This window comes from Binatus soli (SeqCode) (genome assembly GCF_050015535.1).
GTDB lineage: Bacteria > Desulfobacterota > Binatia > Binatales > Binataceae > Binatus > Binatus soli.
The window spans coordinates 1-16344 of the sequence record NZ_JBEKBF010000003.1; the positions used below are offsets into that span (position 1 = coordinate 1).

Sequence of the window (16344 nt, forward strand, 5' to 3'; positions counted from 1 at the left end):
TCCGCTTCCTCCGAATGCGTATCTGCTTTCGATCTCATCTCCGCTCCTTTTGGGGTTAAGATGAGCCAAAAACCCTCTCTTCCTCAATCGCTGCAAACTGTCCAACTTGTGCTGACGGGGAACAGTCCACAGGCGCGAAAGGCGCGTGCGACGGCACTGATCCATGCCCTCGCCGCTACGCTGTTGAAACCCGCCGGTGCTCAGCGCAACACGCAAAACCCGCATATCGTGAAATGCGAAGGTGTTGTCGCTATATCGGCTACCTCGTTGCCCGCCCCAACGGTAAGCCCGCTCAGTCACGATTATCGCGAGCAGATGCAAAGCGCGGCCGAGGTCCTGAATGGAATCAAGACCGGCAGCGTGCATGTGGCGCAATTCCAAAGCCTCGCCGATGGCGTGAAAGTTCTCGCCAATCTCGCCAGCGAAGTTGAACTTCCAGAGTGAAAGTCATGCCTACGCAAGCAAAAACCGACACGCCCGATGATGAATCGCGCTCAGTTCGCCTCGCTGAATTGGATCAGGAAACCGGGATAGCCGGAGTTCCCGGTCCGGGACGATGGCTGATTGCGGAATTCGAACCAACCGCCCTGTTTTCCCTCAAGATCAGCCTCGCTACAAGCTCCGTCGGGCGTACTCTCGTAATTCCAACGCCATATGCGATCAAGATGGCGCTGGTTGACGCCGCGTTTCGGGCTGGTTTTGCCGACACTGAATGCGGGTTGCTGCTCAGAAATCTGGTTCCTGTGGAGGTGAGGATCGCTCCGACGCCTAAAGCGGTGGTGACGCATACCTTCGTCAAGGTGCGACAGGAATCCCGCGATCCCAATGCCATGAGTCCATATGGCTCCACTATTGCCTATCGTGAAATCGCTCATCTGCAAGGCGTTCTCAGATGGGCATTCGATTTAGCAAGAGGAGACGATCTGCTTGCCAGGCAGATGATCCAACTCCTGCCACTGATCTGCTACATCGGCAAACGAGGATCGTTCGTGCGCTTCGTCCGTTCCTATCGCGCGCGGCACGTCGCATCCGAGTTTACCCAACCCATCATTCGGACTGGGACGTGGACTCCGCCGGCCCGCGCCCATATCGTTCCGCTTGATGACTTCGGTCCGGATGCCGACCTCGAGATGCTAAGTTCCTATACGCGGAAGGCTCCCCGCCGTAACCGGCATCGGCGATTTATCGAAACCATTGTGCCGGTTGGAGTCGTGAATACCGGGCCTGGCTTTACTCTCTATGGCACTGAGTAGAGCCGCCTAGCCGCGCTTCGCGCGAGGGGGAGACATGGACAGCGTAATCGTTTCGGACTACGGCGTGATGCTTGCCAAAAAAGGCGATCGCCTCGTCGTGCGCGGACCCAAACCCAGGCTCGAACTAATCGAGGGCGGTCCACAGCTCTTCCTCCCCCTTGGAGTCGATAATCACCGTCCCACTCTCACCGTCGTCACTTCCAACGGCGAAAAGCATCCGCCTGAACCGCTCCGGCATCTCGGCGCCAACGGTGCCGCGCCTCGACCACCTAAATCGTCCGGCGATCAAATCGAGCTTCCACTTTTCCGCGTCGGCCATATCGTGATTGCGTCCAACGGAGTCTCGATCTCCACTGACTTGATCGAAGCCTGCTGCGAGCGCGGAATCCGCCTCTCCTTTCTCACCCGCGGCGGCAAACCGTTCGCGATGCTTTCCTCGCCGATGCTGACTGCCACAGTGCTGACGCGCCGCGAGCAGCTCGCCGCGTATGGCGATGAGCGCGGCGTGGAATTCGCCAAGGCGGTCGTCCGTGGCAAGCTCGGCAATCAGGCCGCCCTGCTTCGCTACTTCGGCAAGTATCTCAAGATCGCCGATCCCGAGGCGTTCGCCAAACTGTCGGAAATAGCAATGCGGTTAATTAAGGGGCGCAACAGCACCGCGAAAGTCTCCGCCTCAAATATCGACGAGGCTCGCGAGGCATTGCTCGCGATCGAGGGCTCTTCGGGCAGGAATTACTGGAGCGGCTTCCGGCTCCTGCTACCCAAGGAAGTCGAGTTCGACCTAAGAGAGCATCGCGGCGCCACGGACCCCGTCAACTCCGCGCTCAATTATGGCTACGGAATGCTTTATACGCAGGTCTGGGGCGCAATCATGAACGCTGGCCTGGAACCGTTTGCCGGCTTTCTTCACGTCGACCGCCCAGGCAAACCCTCCTTGGTCCTCGATATGGTCGAGGAGTTCCGCCAGCCGGTGGTCGATCGCGCGATTATCGCGGCGCTCGGCAAGGGAAGTGCGATCGAGACCCAAGGGGGAATGCTCACCGATTCAAGCCGGCGGACCATTGCGCAGATCGTGCTTGAGCGGTTGGAAAGCGAGGTCAACTTCCGCGGCCAGCGTCACAAGCTCAAGTCCGTCGTGCAGATACAGGCACGCAATCTCGCGTCGGCACTGCGTGGCGAAGGGCGCTACAAGGCCTTTTCCTTCAAGTGGTGACCTTCTCAGGACGGCGCTCTTATGAGAGGACAGGAACTCTTCACCGTGATCATCTACGACATTACCAGCGATCGCATCCGGCTCAAGATCGCGGACGTGTGCAAGGATTACGGACTCGACCACGTTCAGTACAGCGTGTTCAGTGGTCCGCTCGATGCCACTCGGCGCAACGAGATGTTCGCCCGGCTCGGTGATACACTCGGCAATAGCGAAGGCAAGGTGATCATGCTGCAATTGTGCGAAAAGGACGCGTCCGCCAAACGCGAGATTGTCCAAATCGTGCATCCCGAAAATGCTTGATACCGCCGCCCATATCGAGCCCTGGCTGCCACTCACTGCGACCGATCTCAAGCAGTGGGCGTATTGCAAGCGGATCGTCTACTACCAGCACGTCATGCCAGTGGAATTCACCCGCACCTACAAAATGGAGCGCGGCAAGAACGTCGAAGCAGCAGTCGAGGCAATGGAGAAGCGGCGCGGCTTTCGCCGCTACGGCCTCGAACGCGGGGAGCGCCGCTTCGGCGTGTGGGTCAAATCCGAGCGTCTGGGGCTCTCGGGAAAGCTTGACCTGCTGATCGTGACGGATGACGCGTGCTATCCGGTGGACTTCAAGGACACCGAGGGTGGCGTCCGACGCAACCATCGTATCCAACTGACGGCTTACGCGCTTATGACCGAGGATAACCTGAGGCGACCGGTGCCAGCCGCTTTCGTATACCTCGTGCCGTCCAAGGAATTGATACGAATCGAGATCGGCGATGACTTACGGAAGGAGGTGATTTCGGCCATCGACGAGATTAGAGGCTTCGTGCGGAGCGAAAGGATGCCGGAACCTACGCCGGCGCGCGCGCGTTGCGTCGGTTGCGAGTTTCGCAACTACTGCGACGACATATGGTAAGGAATTTCGCAAATGAGAGGCAATTTGAAGCAATTCAGGCTGTTGCGAAAAAATGGAACCTTCGGTGCGGCACAAGTCCACGATTTTACAGGGCAAATTGGGCCGTCGCACCGATCTCCCCGATGAGGAGGGGACTGAAACCGATCAGCGCCAGCGCGGCGCTTGAAATCGGTGCTTGGTCGCACCGATCTCCCCGATGAGGAGGGGACTGAAACTTAATCGTCCGCAAGTAAAGAGGCTATCGGCCACCAGTCGCACCGATCTCCCCGATGAGGAGGGGACTGAAACGGTGCTCGCCGAAACGGCGAGATCACTTTTGGAAAAGGAAAAGCCAGCGCGCTCTGTGGGAACCCGGCATTGACGGCGTAAGGAACTGGGCCACAGGTGGTCCAATTTTGAGACTTGATGTCATGAAAAGGTCAAGTATAATTTGACCTATGCATGACAACGATGGGGACAACGGCAGCAAGCCAAGCCACGCCCGACTCTTTGAACTCGCCTCCGAGCAGGGCGGGTACTTCACTGCCGCTCAGGCGCGAGCGCTCGGCTTCAGCAAGGCGCTGCTCGCCCATCACGCCAAGTCCGGTCGCTTCCTCCGAGTCCACCAAGGGCTCTACCGACTTCGCGAATATCCGAGTTCACCACGCGAGGACGTAGTCGCCGCGTGGCTTGTGACGGGAAGAGAAGTGGCCGTAGTGTCACATGACAGCGCACTCGACATCCTCGGGCTTTCCGACGTGGTGCCCGAGGTCGTTCATCTCACCGTCCCCCGAGTGAGGCGTTATCGCTCCGCATCTCCGGGGGTCGCGATACACACGACGACGCGGCGCCTTGGAAAGTCCGACGTCGTGGTCCGCGACGGAATCCGAGTGACCGCACCAGCGCGCTCCATCATAGATGCGGCCCAGGCGGGAACCGCCCCAGAGCAGATAATGGCAGCAGTCAGCCAAGCACTCGACCGGGGCATGGCAACCGAATCAAAACTGCTCGCTACTGCGAAGGCGCGCGGAGGCCGCGTCGAGCGTCTTGTCCGTCAGGCTATCCAGGAGCGCAGCCGCAAGTGAAGTACCGAAGCGGAGCCGCGTTTCGTCAAGCGCTTGAGCAGCGCCTACTCATGCGATCGCGTGACAGGGGCACTTCGCTGGTCCGCTTGCGAAAGGCAGTCGTCTTCGACCGCCTACTTGTGCGCCTCGCCATCGCTGCGCCAGATCGCTGGGTTCTCAAGGGGGCGCTGGCCCTCGACTTCCGGCTGGGAGAACGCACGCGGACCACGAAAGATATGGATCTCGTTCGCGGCGACAACGAGGCGGTGGCCACCTCAGATCTAATAGCCGCCCAAGCTGTTGACCTCGACGATTTCTTTGCTTTCGATATAGAGAAGATCGGCGCGCCGGGCGAAGAATTTGAGGGTGCGGCGGTGAGATACCGCGTCCGCGCGGAACTCGGCGGTAGGCGGTTCGAGGAAGTTATGGTCGATATCGGATTTTCAGACCCCCTGAAATGGAAGCCTGAACCGATTCGCGGAACGGATCTTCTGGTATTCGCCGGCATCGAACAGATCGAAGTGCCGGTCCTGCGGCTCGAACAACACGTTGCGGAGAAGGTCCATGCGTACACCAGAACTTACGGCCAAGGTCAGCGGAGCAGTCGCGCAAAAGATCTGGTCGATCTTGTCCTCGTGAAGCAATTCATGGTGCTGGACGCGGCGCGCCTTCGCAGTGCACTCGTGGGAGTCTTCGAGGGAAGACGTCAACAAGGTCTTCCGGATCGCCTCCCTCCCCCGCCAACGGATTGGGCGGTACCGTACCGAAAGCTGGCAAAGGAGGTCGGCGTCGACCCGGACTTACGCGCAGGCTATGCTGAAGCTGCGGCGATGCTCGATCCCGCATTGGCAGACCGCGCGACTGGCCGATGGAATCCGGAGAAGGCTTCATGGGAGTGACTCATTTATCGAAATTGTCGGCGACATTCCCGAGCGCAACGGTGCCGAAACCATCGCCACGCCGTCAGTTCCTTCCTAACGACGGCAAATCCTTTCGCTCTGTAGCTACTCAGCAGTCCCAAATCACTGTGCCCAATTTTGTGCCCTTTGTGCCCGAAATTGTGCCCTATCCCGATGTCAGCTCATCCTACTCGATAGTGCTGAGTCGCATCCTCCTATGATCGAGAAACCCCTTCTGCGCCATGGGTTTTGCTGTTATCAACCGTTACCGAATGATCCTCAATCGCATCGGCGTTTTCTGGCCGGAACACAGCTTACAAGCCGGGGGTCGCAGGTTCGAAACCTGCACCGCCCACCACACGTGCCGTCAGCCCGTTGCCTCGCGGATCATCACCAACATCATCTTGAATTGCTCGACCGCCTTCAGGGCGTGGGGCACGTTGGCCGGCATCAGGATCATTTCATCCTTGCCGAGGCGGTGGGGCACGCCGCCAACGGTTATCTCGGCCACACCGTCCAGCACCTGGACGAGGGCGTCGAATGGCGCCGTGTGCTCGCTGAGGCCCTGGGCCTTGTCGAAGGCAAATAGCGTCACCGTGCCGGTCTTCTTCTTGACGATCTCCCGGCTCACGACCGCCCCGGCCTGGTAGGCCACCAACTCGAGCGCATTGCCCGCCGTGAACTTCTGGGCTGTCTTTTCGTCTTGAGGGTTCGTCATCGTATCGTTTTCCTCCTGCCGTCATTTGACACTACTCGTGTCATGTATTAGGTGATACCTCACACACCAATGAGAAGCCCAGCGAAATCGCTCCAAGAAGGGCCGCCGCGCCGCGGCCTCACCATCCGCCAGCTCGTCGGACGCACCGGGGTGACTGCTCCCACGGTCCATCATTACGTCGCCTTGGGCCTGCTGCCCGAGCCCGAAAGGCCGCACCGGCGGATGGCCTACTACGACCCAGCCTGCGTCGAGCGGATCGCGCAGATCAAGACGCTTCAGACCGACCGATTCATCCCCCTGGGCGTGATCAAGAAACTGCTCGACGACGGCGGCTCGGAGCACCTTCGCGAAGCAGACCTGAGACTCCTGCATGGGATGGACGTTGCCGATAGACGTGAGCCGCGCGAAGAGGTTCTGCGCCGCTATCCGCTTTCAGCCGCGGTGGTGGAGGCGCTGGTCAGACAGGGCCTTCTTTCGGCAGGCGGCAAGCCGTTTACCGTAGACGAAGCAGCGATAGTCGGCGCGGTTCATGCCATGCGGCAGGCGGGTCTGGATGGGCGTATGGGCTTTTCGGTCGACCAGTTGGGCTTCTACCCTACGATCCTCGCCAAGCTCATCGACCTCGAGTTCGCCACGTTCAACGAGAAAGTGTTGGGACGCGTGCCGCCCGACGAGGAAGTTCGCCTGGCGACCGCATCGATCGACGCTTCGTCCAAACTTCTGACCGCGCTGCACTACCGGATGGTTCGGGAGCGGCTCGGCGAGCTTTCCCGGGCAAGCGCGCGCCCGGTGTCCGCCGCGAACGGGCGCCGGCCATCACGACGGAGGCCAAAAGCATGAAGGACAGTTACGACGTGGTGATCGTCGGGGCCGGAGTCAACGGGCTCGCCTGCGGAGCGTACCTTGCCAAGGCCGGGCTGGAAGTAGCCGTGATCGAGAAGCGCAACGAATGCGGTCCGTTCGCGCTCACCGAGGACATTTTCGGCGCCGGAGTGCCGGTGGATACCCACGCTGGTGTGTGCTTCCTGCCGATGAGCCCGGTGTGGGGCGACCTCGATCTCAGCTCGTTCGGATTCGAGATGATCTTCCCCGAGGTGGGCGGCGCCACCGTATGGCCCGACAAAAACCTCATCTACTACACCTTCAACCGTGAAAAGACCGCCAAGGCGATCGCCAGATACTCGCAGAAGGACGCCAAGACCTACCTCCGGATCGCAGGGCAAATCGCGCCGCGAGTGCCGGAGATTGTCGAGCGCGCCGTTTTCACCGCTCCCTCACCGGAGGGCGAGGATTTCCTGTTTTCACTCGGGAGCATCGTCGGCTTCAGCCCGCGCGACTTGAGAACGATGAACGGGATGGAGCTGCTCGAGCTGCTCTACGAGAACGAGTACGTGCGCACGAGCCTTTTGGGGATGGCAAACATCGGTGTATTCGGAGACCCGGCGGAGAAGGGCGAAGGCGCCGTGATGACCCTGCTCGGCTGGGGACTCGCCATCGGGGTGCCGAAGGGCGGGATGCATAACCTGGTTCACGCCCTGGTCCGATGCTATCGCCATCACGGTGGCACCCTGATGCTCAACGCGCCGGTGGCGAAGGTGACCTGGGCGGCGGGCCGCCCCGACGGTGTCGTGCTGGAGGAGGATTCGGCCTTCGGGCCGCGCGAGATAAAAGCGCGCAAGGCCGTGGTTATGCACACCAGTCCCCCGATCGCGCTCAAAATGCTGGGCAACGACGAAGTCGCACGCGGCGATGCCGAGTTGCAGCGCAAGATGAACTACTGGGATATGACCGGCCATTGCGCCTTCACTTCCTACTTCCTGCTCAAGGAGCCTGCCCATTGGGGCTCTGCCTCGTGGAACCCGGACATCATGAAATGCCCTTACCCGGTGCGGGCCTGGGACTCCTGGGATCACGCCGCGCGCTCGCTGCAGTACACCAGGAATGAAGAGCTGTTTGCAGTCGCGGCCGACGTTGCTGAGATGTACAACCTCGCGGCGGTTGACCCCAGCCGCCGCTCGCCCGACGGCAAGTGCGCGATGGTGTTCGAGATCGAGTACCCGGTCAATTTGCGCCGCTACGGCGGCATCCAAGCCTGGGACAATCGCGAGATCACCGACCGGTTGCACGAAAACCACCTCGGCCAAATCGAGGCGCTGGCGCCGGGGTTCAGGGAGCTTGTCCTGGCGAGCACCTACTCGACTCCGCTCGACAACTGGCGGCGAAACCCTTCGGCGATCTACGGGCATGAACTCGGCGGGGACGTGAGCGGGGCGCAATGGTACATGGGGCGGATGCCGAACCGGAGCCGCATTGCGGGCCTCTACTTCAGCAACGGGGTCTGGCCGGGCTCTCTGACCCATCTCGCCACCGGCTACATCACCGCGAGCTGCGTGGCCGAGGACTTGGGCGTCCGCAAGCAGGAATGGTGGCGGCACCATCCGTTCGATCAGATCGCCTCGCATCTCGGCAGGTGAGGAGGAGGGACTCATGGTTCAGGAGTTCGACGCAGTAGTGCTGGGCGCGGGTCCGAACGGGCTTACCTGCGCGGCCTACCTGGCGCGGGCGGGCGCAAGGGTCGCCGTGGTCGAGCGCAACCTCGAGACCGGCGGCGGGCTGGTGACCCAGGAACTCGCCGGCTTCAAGATGAATTACCACGCCACCTACATGATGCTCGGCGAACTGATGCCGCCCTATGGCGATCTCGAGCTCGGTGCGGAGGGCGTGCGTTTCGCGTACCCCGAGGCGCAGGTGTCGTTTCTGTTTTCGGGAGGCAAGTCGTTTACGCTTTTCATGGATCCCGCACGCTCTGTGCAAAGCGTCGCCGCGCTGAGCGCGGTTGACGCCGAACGTTACGCCAAGTTCCGCAAGGAGGTCGACCAGTTGTGCGAGGCGATCCTCATCCCGGCAACCTTCGTCCCGCCGGTCGAGCCGATCGAGCAGATGATGCTGTTTCGGGAGGCCGGTGCGCTCGGAGAGCGGATGGCCGAAATCTCGGAGATGACGCCGCTTGAATATCTTGAATCCTTCGGCTTCCACGATCCTCGCGTGAACGCGGGGCTGCTTTACTTGAGCTCGATGTTCGGGCTCGAGCCGGACGAGGGCGGCATGGGTTTCATGGCGCCGATTTATCTGTCGCGGCTGACTCACAGCGCGCTGGTGCGCGGCGGATCGCATCAGCTCTCCTCGGTCCTGCGGCGGCAAATCGAGGAGGCGGGCGGCATCGTGGTCGTCGGCAAGGGCGCGCGCCGGCTGGTGTTGAGCGACAAACGGGTGACGGGGGTCGAGCTCGAGGACGGAACAACGCTCAAAGCGCGCGCCGTGGTGAGCACGCTCAACCCCGAGCAGACCTTTCTGCAGCTCCTCAGCGGCGACACGATCGCGCCCGAGCTTCGCGAAGGAGCGCAGAATTACGAATGGGAGAAGTGGAGCCTGTTCGTCGCCAACTGGGGTGTGCTCGGCGCACCGCCGCGTTACGAGGGCTACCCGGAAGTTGTCGATCGCTCGCTCATCACGGTCATGGGCTACGAGAGCGTTGACGATGTGCTCGCGCATATCCGCGAAGTCGAGCAAGGCGACTTCTCCCGGATGGCGGGGCACGGCACGGTCGCTTCGATGCACGATCCGCTGATGGCACCGCATCACGTGACTTTCGGCACCCCTCATACGCTGCGCTGGGAATCCTGGGCCCCGTACGACGCCCCGTGGGACAAGGAAAGGGAGGGGTACGCGAAGCGGGCGCTCGACTTCTGGAGCAGCTACGCGCCGAACCTCAAGCAGGCCAACATCCGCGTGTCGGTCGCCTGGTCGCCCAAAGATATCGAAGCCCAGCTCCCGACCATGAAGCGCGGCTCGATCAAGCACGGCGCCTATACCTCGCTACAGATGGGCTACAACCGGCCTTTCCCCGAATGCTCCAGCTATCGCACGCCGATCCCGGGCCTTTACGTAGGAGGCTCGAGCGTGCATCCGGGCGGGATGGTAATAATGGGGCCGGGCTATAACTCCGCCCGGGTCGTCGCCGAAGATCTCGGCCTTCCAATCTGGTGGCGCGAGCCTGAGATTGTGGTTCTCGCGCGCAAAGCGGGCTACCTGCCCGCTTCGGAGCGGGCCGCTTCGTAGCGGCGAGGCGATCTACGATGAGACTCGCCTCCAAGGGGCTTGGAAAAATCACTCTGCCATTCCGCTTCACCGAAGCGCGGATCACCGAGGCGCCTGACTGCGTCGTTCTCGAAGGAATGATCAAGGAAAAAAAAGTCAACTGGACCTACCGCGCCGAGCTGGAGGACGCAGACCTCCTCAACTTCGTTATCCTGGCCCGCGATCCCGCCGTCGTCGGCTACCTCGCCGAGCGCCTGGGATTGGGACTCTTCGGAAAAGCGGCGCGCTCCGCGCTGAAACTGATCTTTCATCCCTTGCGCCGGGGATTACCCGAGCCGCTGGCCGCGGCGAGCGAGGAAGATGCGGGAGCGGGAGTTGAAGCCTGATGAGATTTTGGTCAAAAGGCCTCGGTAAGCGATGCCTCGCGATGGACTGCGGGAGGGAGACCGTTGCGATCGAAGGTCCTGCGATGGTGCTCTCGGGAAAGGTGAGGCCGCCGCTCGGATGGGCTTACACGATCACGATGGATGAGACCGACTGGCTCGATTTCGTCGAGCTCACGCTTCATCCGACGATGATTCGCTACTTGCTGCGCAGGCGAAGATTCGGCCTTGCGTTCAGGGCCGGCTGGCACCTGTCCTTGTTCTATATCGACTTTGCCGCACGCCTGCCCGCGGTCTGGATGCGGCGCGCCGCCGGCGCCCGGCTGGGCCGATCGCCGGCCGGAGACTGAATCGACCGGTCGCGCGAACGCTTCATTCTTCGGCCTGCTTTCGGTCTTTGAAAAATCCGAACAGATATTGCGCCACGCGTCGCATCTGGATTTCCTCCGATCCCTCCGTGATGCGATAGCGCCGGTGATGCCGGAAAATGTGCTCGAATGGCTTATGCCGCGAGTACCCGATCGCGCCATGCACCTGCATCGCGCGATCCGCCGCTTCGCACACCAACCGGTTCGCCCGGTAGTTGCACATGGCGACCTTGTCGGAAAGTTTCAGCGCGACCTCGGGCTTCGACATTTGATCCATCTGCCACGCGGTCTTGTGGATGAGGTTGCGGATCATCTCGGCTTCGGTGTGCAGCTCGACCAGCGGCCATTGAATCGCCTGGTTGCTCGCCAGTGGTTTTCCGAACGGCTTGCGACCCTTGGCGTATTTCACGCTCTCGTTGATGCAATATTGCGCCGCACCCAATGAACTCGCCGCCTGGCGAATGCGATTCTCGTGGACGAAATGCTGCGCCACCGCCAGCCCGTTTTCCGGATCGCCAAGAATCGAGTCGGCCGGCACCGCGACGTCGGTCAGCGAGACGCGCGGGTGATCGGTAGGCATGTTGAACGTCCACAAATACTCTTCGATCTTGAAGCCTGCGCTTTTGGTCGGAACGATGAAGCAAGTGATGCCGCGCGGGCTGCCGTCTTTGCCGCTGGTCCGCGCGAACACGAAATCGTGGGTGGCGACATGCAGCCCCGTATTCCACATCTTGGCGCCGGTGATTAGCCAGTGATCGCCGTCGCGAACTCCGCGCGTCTCCATCCAGGTCGCGTCGGAACCGTGCTTGGGTTCGGTGAGTCCGAACGCGACCCGCATCGAACCGTCCAGCAGCTTGGGGATAAATTCCCTCTTCTGCTGCTCGTTGCCGAAGTCGCGAAACATCAGCACCGTCGGCAGATTGCCGACGATTGAGCTTTCGTTCTGCAAATCGTTGTGCAGCCCGAGTCCCTTGGCCGCCAGGTGCTCGCGGATGATTGCCATCGCGAGGTTGGTGCCGTCCCTGCCGCCGTATTCTCTGGGCAGCGCGTAGCGATAGTGTCCCGCCTTGTCGGCGCGCCGGCGCATCTCGCCCAGCAGCGCTTCCCACTCATGGCGCGGCAGTCCGTCGCGTTCGAAGTCGGTGCGTGCCCATTCGCGGCGATGATCGAAAAAACGAATGTTGTCGTTCTCGCGTTCGAGCGGCTTGATCTCTTTCTCGATGAACGCATCCAGCTCGGCCAGATAGGCTGTGACATCGGCGGGAATATTAAAATCCACGGCGTTTCTCCTGGGGCAATTACATTATGAGCGAGGCGTAACAGAGTGCGGTTTCGAACGGAAGCGCAATCGGCGCTCGATCGGTGTGTACGGATGCGATCAGGCCGGCGCGATCGGCGCCGATTTGGCTGGAGGGGTCTCTCCGGCGCTTGGCGAGAGTTCTTCCAATGTCCTGCCGCGAGTCTCGGGGACGAACCACAGCACGATCGCGACGCCAGCCAGCGGGCCGGCTGCAAACAGCGACGCCGCGTTGCCCAAGCCGCCGAGCCGCCCCGAGAGCAGCCCGATAATGACCGGCGACAGCATCCAGCAGATCTGCCCAATCACTTGCACGCACAGACTATATCCGGTCGCTCGAATCGAGGTCGGAAACAACTCGGTCGACAGCGCCGAGGTCGCGGTGCGCGCCGCTTGATACGCAAACATTGTGACGACTTCGCCCGCAAGGATCGCGCCGTAACTGTCGCTGGTGAACAGCACGTACATTGCGGCCGCCGACATCAGGTAGAAGAAGCTGGTCGTAAATTTTCGTCCCAGCCGGTCCATCAGAAATCCGCTCAACAGGCTGCCGACCGTGCCCATCGCGTAGGCGAGAATTATCGCCGCAGCGACCTGGTGCGATTTCCAATGATGATCGCGGCGGGCGTAAAGGCTGAAGTAGGTAACCGTCGGGCCGCCGATCAATCCGATCGAGTTCCACAGCCCGGCCATGACCAGCAGGCGCGAGCGATACGGACCGGCAAGCGGCGCCAGGGAATTGCGAATCGACGTCCAGAATTCGGGACGTGGCAGGCCAGCCGCAGCCCGCGCCCGCTCGAGCGCATTGAAGCGCGCAGTCTCGCGCAGTCCGCGCCTCAAAAACGCGATCATCACCAGCGGCGCGATCCCCAGCAGGTACATGCCGCGCCATCCCCATCGCGACTCCGCTATGATCGCGTAGCTAAGCGCGGCGGCGGTCACCCCGAGAAACGCAACCATGTGCAGCCCCGCGATCGCGCGCCCGCGTGTCGCGTCGGGAAACTCCTCGCTGATCATTGTGACGGCAATCCCGAACTCGGCCGCGAGAAATATCTGCGCCGTACTTTGAAAAATCGTGAACGACTTCACACCGGTCGAGAGCGCCGTGAACAAAGTGAAAATCGTGTAACAAAGTACGGTCGTGGAGATGATCGGTTTTCGGCCGTAACGATCGGCGAGGATTACCACGAAGAACGATAGCATCCCGCCAAACCGCACGATCGTCGCCATCAGTCCGATGGCAGGGTTGGCCATGTGAAAGGTCCGCGCGATTTCAGGCGTCGCCAGGTGGAAGATCGTGATGTCGTAGCCTTCGAAAATCGTAGCCGACATCAGCATCGCGAACAGAGCAGCCAGGTAGCGGCGCGGCCGCGGGATCCACGGGGCTAATTTCGGTTGTTCTGACAAGCTGTTTGGATGAGCGGCCTGCATCGCGGATGCTTGCGCGCGCAAGGCGCACGTCGGTTCGCTAAAGGTCTCAGATCATGAATCTCCCGGCAAGCCGGGTTTCCCGAGCTGCAACAGGCTCGCTCGCATGAGCGGCAGTCGCGCGGTATCTGGATGGGCGCGAATCGGTCGGATACGATCGCGCGATGGCTATCAAGCGAGTTTGCGTTTATTGCGCGTCGAGCCGTCAGTGCGATCCCGCTTATCACGACGCCGCCGGGCGCCTGGGCCGCACGCTGGCGCGCAACAAGGTGACGTTGGTCTATGGCGGCGGCAGCGTCGGCTCGATGGGTCATCTTGCGGACGCGGCGCTGGCCGAAGGTGGCCGCGTGATCGGCGTCCTGCCGCGTTTCATGTACAACCTCGAATGGGGTCATCGCGGTTTGACCGAGCTGCTGATCGTAAATGACCTGCACGAGCGCAAGCGCCTGATGATCGACGAAGTCGACGCGGTAATCGCGCTGCCGGGCGGATGCGGCACGCTCGAGGAGCTGTTCGAAGCGATCACATGGAAGCGGCTTGGATTGTTCGGCGGGGCGATCGTGTTGGTCAACACGCTTGGCTTCTATTCGCCGTGCGTGGCATTCTTGGAAAGCTGCATCGAGCGGCGTTTCATGGACAAGCGTCATCGTGCGATGTGGTCGCTCGTCGAACGACCCGAGGATGTGCTCGACGCGATCGCCGGTGCGCCGCCGTGGCCGCACGAAAATCGCAATTTCGCCGCGCTGTGAAGCGCTAGCGTTCGATTTTCGCGATGGCGGCGGTGTGGTCGCGGGAGAGATCGGCTTTAAGGAATTCCTCGGTGCCGGGCGTGCCGAGTTCGAATTCCGGCGTGTGATGAATCTTGATCGTCACGTCCGCAACCCGGCAATCGAGCATGTGGCCGCCGGCCGAGCGATCGGCGGTGATGAAATGCAAATGATAGCCGGGCACATTGACGCCGCGCAGATAGTCCGGCGTGAAGAATCCGACGATGGTTCCTTCGACGTCGTGAAACTCGAAGACCGGTTCTTCGCGCGCGGCCTGTTCGAGGCCGACTGATTTGTCCTGTTTGGCGACTGCTCGAGTCTTCACGTAGTCGAAGCGCCCTTCGATCCTGAGCGCATGGAAGATGTTCTGCGAGGGCAGCATCGCGGCGACCGTCGCGAGCATTTCAGCCTGATCGCAGGGGCGATTGAGCCGCGCGCTCTCGTCGGCCTTGAAAAAACTCACAGTTGCAAATGGTGTGCGCGTCGAATCCTCGACCGGATGTGCGTGGCCGTCGGCGCGCACCTGGAAGACCTTGCCGTCGAGCTCGATCATCTCGCCGTCGAGCCCGTCGAACGTGCCCAGACCGAAATCACCGTGAGTCTTCAGCTCGCCCATCGTCATGTCGCCGGTCGATGCACCTTCCATCAGGGCGTTTACGGTCGAGGTTTGAAATACGGTCTGATCTTCGTCGCCGAGTAGTCGCTCGAGCGCCTGCACGATGATCGCGGACAGGCTTTGTCCGGTCTGTTTTCGCCGAGCGCCGAGCTGGCGCGCGAGCGCTGGCGGCAAATGGACGCGGAGCGTGAGGTGTTGAGTCACGGCGAGAGTGCTACTTGGTGTTGGCTACGGGTTGGACGTTTTCGCCGTCGCGGGCTGCTTGGCCTACGTTGACTGCCACCTTGTCGGTCTGGTTGATACCGCTGATGACCTCGACCATCTGCCCGTTGTCGTAGCCTAGCGTCACCTCGGCGAGGTGCAACTGGTTATTGCGGACTACGGGCACATAGACCTTGCCGTCGCGGAACACGAGTGCGTCGTCGGGGACCATCGGGGATCCGGCGCCCATTTTAACCGTGAACTCGGCTGTCGCGTACATTCCGGGATAGAGCGCCTGATTTTCGTTGGCGAGATCGACCTCGACCAGCATCGTGCGCGTGTCGGGGGACAGCGCGTCGGGATGGCGCGTGATGGTGCCGGTGAACTTTTGGCCGGGGTAGCCGGCGGCGGTAATCGTCGCTGGATCGCCGTTCTTGATGAACGGGGCGATGTTCTGGGGCACGTACGTGAACACGCGCAGGGGGGCCAACCGGGAGATACCGATGATCGCTCCCTCGCCGGGTGTGCCGGGGGTCGTGTTCGCGGGCACGAGGTGGCCGGGATCGATGTAGCGTGCGGTAACGATACCGTCGAAAGGCGCCGTGATCGTCTCGTAGGCCTGGTTGGCGATGTCCTGTTCGAGGGTAGCTTTGGCTTGCAGCATCGCGGCGTGGGATTCATCGGCCGCCTGCTGCGCGATGACGGCTGCCCGCAGCAAGGCCTGGTTACGCTTGTCGGTGACGACGGCGAGGTTGTAGTTGGCGCGCGCGTTGGCGACCTGTTGATCGAGTTCGGGCGACGTAAGGACTGCGATGAGTTGGCCCTTGCGGACGCGGTCGCCCTTATCGACCTTGATTTCCTTCAGGTAGCCGGGAACTTTTGCGTATATATCGGTCTCGTCGAAGCCGCGAATGGTGGCCGGCAGTTTCAGATCGCGCGTTGGCGGAGCGAGCGAAACGTCGGCAACCAGCACGTGCGGACCGGCTTCGTTTTCGTGCTCGAGTTCCGACGTTTGGCGGCCGATCCATAGCTCGCGGGCGAGCACCAGACCGGCGGTCGCGACCAGTGCGATCACAATGACGGCGACCCATCCGGCAAAGAAAGCCTTTCCGGGGGCGGGCACGCTGAAGTTGCGCGGATCTTCTTCCATCTCGGACATATA

17 protein-coding genes and 1 pseudogene are annotated in these 16344 nt (G+C 61.4%); 13 read left to right on the top strand and 5 right to left on the bottom strand.

Going from position 1 to position 16344, the window contains the following annotated elements:
• From ABR989_RS02635 to ABR989_RS02665, 7 genes and pseudogenes are all read left to right on the top strand, one after another.
• Positions 1-444 (top strand): annotated as a pseudogene (locus ABR989_RS02635) (hypothetical protein); the annotation flags it as partial.
• A 221-nt stretch (positions 445-665) separates the two neighbouring features.
• Positions 666-1253 carry a hypothetical protein gene (locus ABR989_RS02640; RefSeq protein WP_428125560.1) on the top strand — a complete coding sequence of 196 codons (588 nt, stop codon included), beginning with the start codon at positions 666-668 and terminating at the stop codon, positions 1251-1253.
• Between the two features lie 34 nt (positions 1254-1287).
• Positions 1288-2466: a CRISPR-associated endonuclease Cas1 gene (cas1, locus tag ABR989_RS02645; RefSeq protein ID WP_428125561.1), complete on the top strand. Its 1179-nt coding sequence runs from the start codon at positions 1288-1290 to the stop codon at positions 2464-2466.
• A 21-nt stretch (positions 2467-2487) separates the two neighbouring features.
• On the top strand, positions 2488-2766 hold the full coding sequence (gene cas2, locus ABR989_RS02650; protein ID WP_428125562.1) for a CRISPR-associated endonuclease Cas2: 279 nt from the start codon (positions 2488-2490) through the stop codon (positions 2764-2766).
• Positions 2759-3364, top strand: a complete 606-nt coding sequence (gene cas4 / locus ABR989_RS02655; RefSeq protein ID WP_428125563.1) for a CRISPR-associated protein Cas4 — start codon at positions 2759-2761, stop codon at positions 3362-3364. The genes cas2 and cas4 overlap by 8 nt, the downstream gene beginning before the upstream one ends.
• 437 nt (positions 3365-3801) lie before the next feature.
• A complete protein-coding gene (locus ABR989_RS02660) occupies positions 3802-4428 on the top strand; it encodes a type IV toxin-antitoxin system AbiEi family antitoxin domain-containing protein (RefSeq protein ID WP_428125565.1) in 627 nt (208 codons plus the stop codon).
• A 50-nt stretch (positions 4429-4478) separates the two neighbouring features.
• Positions 4479-5306: a nucleotidyl transferase AbiEii/AbiGii toxin family protein gene (locus tag ABR989_RS02665; protein WP_428125566.1), complete on the top strand. Its 828-nt coding sequence runs from the start codon at positions 4479-4481 to the stop codon at positions 5304-5306.
• A gap of 367 nt (positions 5307-5673) precedes the next feature.
• On the opposite strand, the gene ABR989_RS02670 is transcribed toward ABR989_RS02665, so the two are convergent.
• Positions 5674-6024, bottom strand: coding sequence for a cupin domain-containing protein (locus ABR989_RS02670; RefSeq protein ID WP_428125568.1), 351 nt, complete (start codon positions 6022-6024; stop codon positions 5674-5676).
• A gap of 69 nt (positions 6025-6093) precedes the next feature.
• Here ABR989_RS02670 and ABR989_RS02675 point away from each other — a divergent pair, with 69 nt between their 5' ends.
• The 5 genes from ABR989_RS02675 to ABR989_RS02695 are packed head-to-tail and all read left to right on the top strand — an operon-like array spanning position 6094 to position 10855.
• On the top strand, positions 6094-6864 hold the full coding sequence (locus tag ABR989_RS02675; RefSeq protein WP_428125569.1) for a MerR family transcriptional regulator: 771 nt from the start codon (positions 6094-6096) through the stop codon (positions 6862-6864).
• Positions 6861-8498, top strand: a complete 1638-nt coding sequence (locus tag ABR989_RS02680; RefSeq protein WP_428125570.1) for a phytoene desaturase family protein — start codon at positions 6861-6863, stop codon at positions 8496-8498. Before ABR989_RS02675 ends, ABR989_RS02680 begins: the two co-directional genes overlap by 4 nt.
• A gap of 13 nt (positions 8499-8511) precedes the next feature.
• Entirely contained in the window at positions 8512-10143 is a 1632-nt protein-coding gene (locus ABR989_RS02685; RefSeq protein ID WP_428125571.1) for a phytoene desaturase family protein, read from the top strand.
• Positions 10144-10160: 17 nt separating this feature from the next.
• A complete protein-coding gene (locus ABR989_RS02690) occupies positions 10161-10508 on the top strand; it encodes a hypothetical protein (protein WP_428125572.1) in 348 nt (115 codons plus the stop codon).
• Positions 10508-10855, top strand: a complete 348-nt coding sequence (locus tag ABR989_RS02695; protein WP_428125574.1) for a hypothetical protein — start codon at positions 10508-10510, stop codon at positions 10853-10855. The genes ABR989_RS02690 and ABR989_RS02695 overlap by 1 nt, the downstream gene beginning before the upstream one ends.
• A gap of 22 nt (positions 10856-10877) precedes the next feature.
• Here ABR989_RS02695 and ABR989_RS02700 read toward each other — a convergent pair whose 3' ends face one another.
• Entirely contained in the window at positions 10878-12152 is a 1275-nt protein-coding gene (locus ABR989_RS02700) for an acyl-CoA dehydrogenase family protein (protein WP_428125575.1), read from the bottom strand.
• Between the two features lie 99 nt (positions 12153-12251).
• On the bottom strand, positions 12252-13577 hold the full coding sequence (locus tag ABR989_RS02705) for an MFS transporter (protein WP_428125576.1): 1326 nt from the start codon (positions 13575-13577) through the stop codon (positions 12252-12254).
• Positions 13578-13762: 185 nt separating this feature from the next.
• Between ABR989_RS02705 and ABR989_RS02710 the strand changes: the two genes are divergently transcribed.
• Entirely contained in the window at positions 13763-14347 is a 585-nt protein-coding gene (locus tag ABR989_RS02710) for an LOG family protein (protein WP_428125577.1), read from the top strand.
• Positions 14348-14351: 4 nt separating this feature from the next.
• On the opposite strand, the gene budA is transcribed toward ABR989_RS02710, so the two are convergent.
• Positions 14352-15185 (bottom strand): acetolactate decarboxylase, encoded by an 834-nt coding sequence (budA, locus tag ABR989_RS02715; protein WP_428125578.1) that lies wholly within the window; start codon positions 15183-15185, stop codon positions 14352-14354.
• Between the two features lie 10 nt (positions 15186-15195).
• Positions 15196-16341: an efflux RND transporter periplasmic adaptor subunit gene (locus ABR989_RS02720; RefSeq protein WP_428125579.1), complete on the bottom strand. Its 1146-nt coding sequence runs from the start codon at positions 16339-16341 to the stop codon at positions 15196-15198.
• Between the last annotated feature and the right edge of the window lie 3 nt (positions 16342-16344).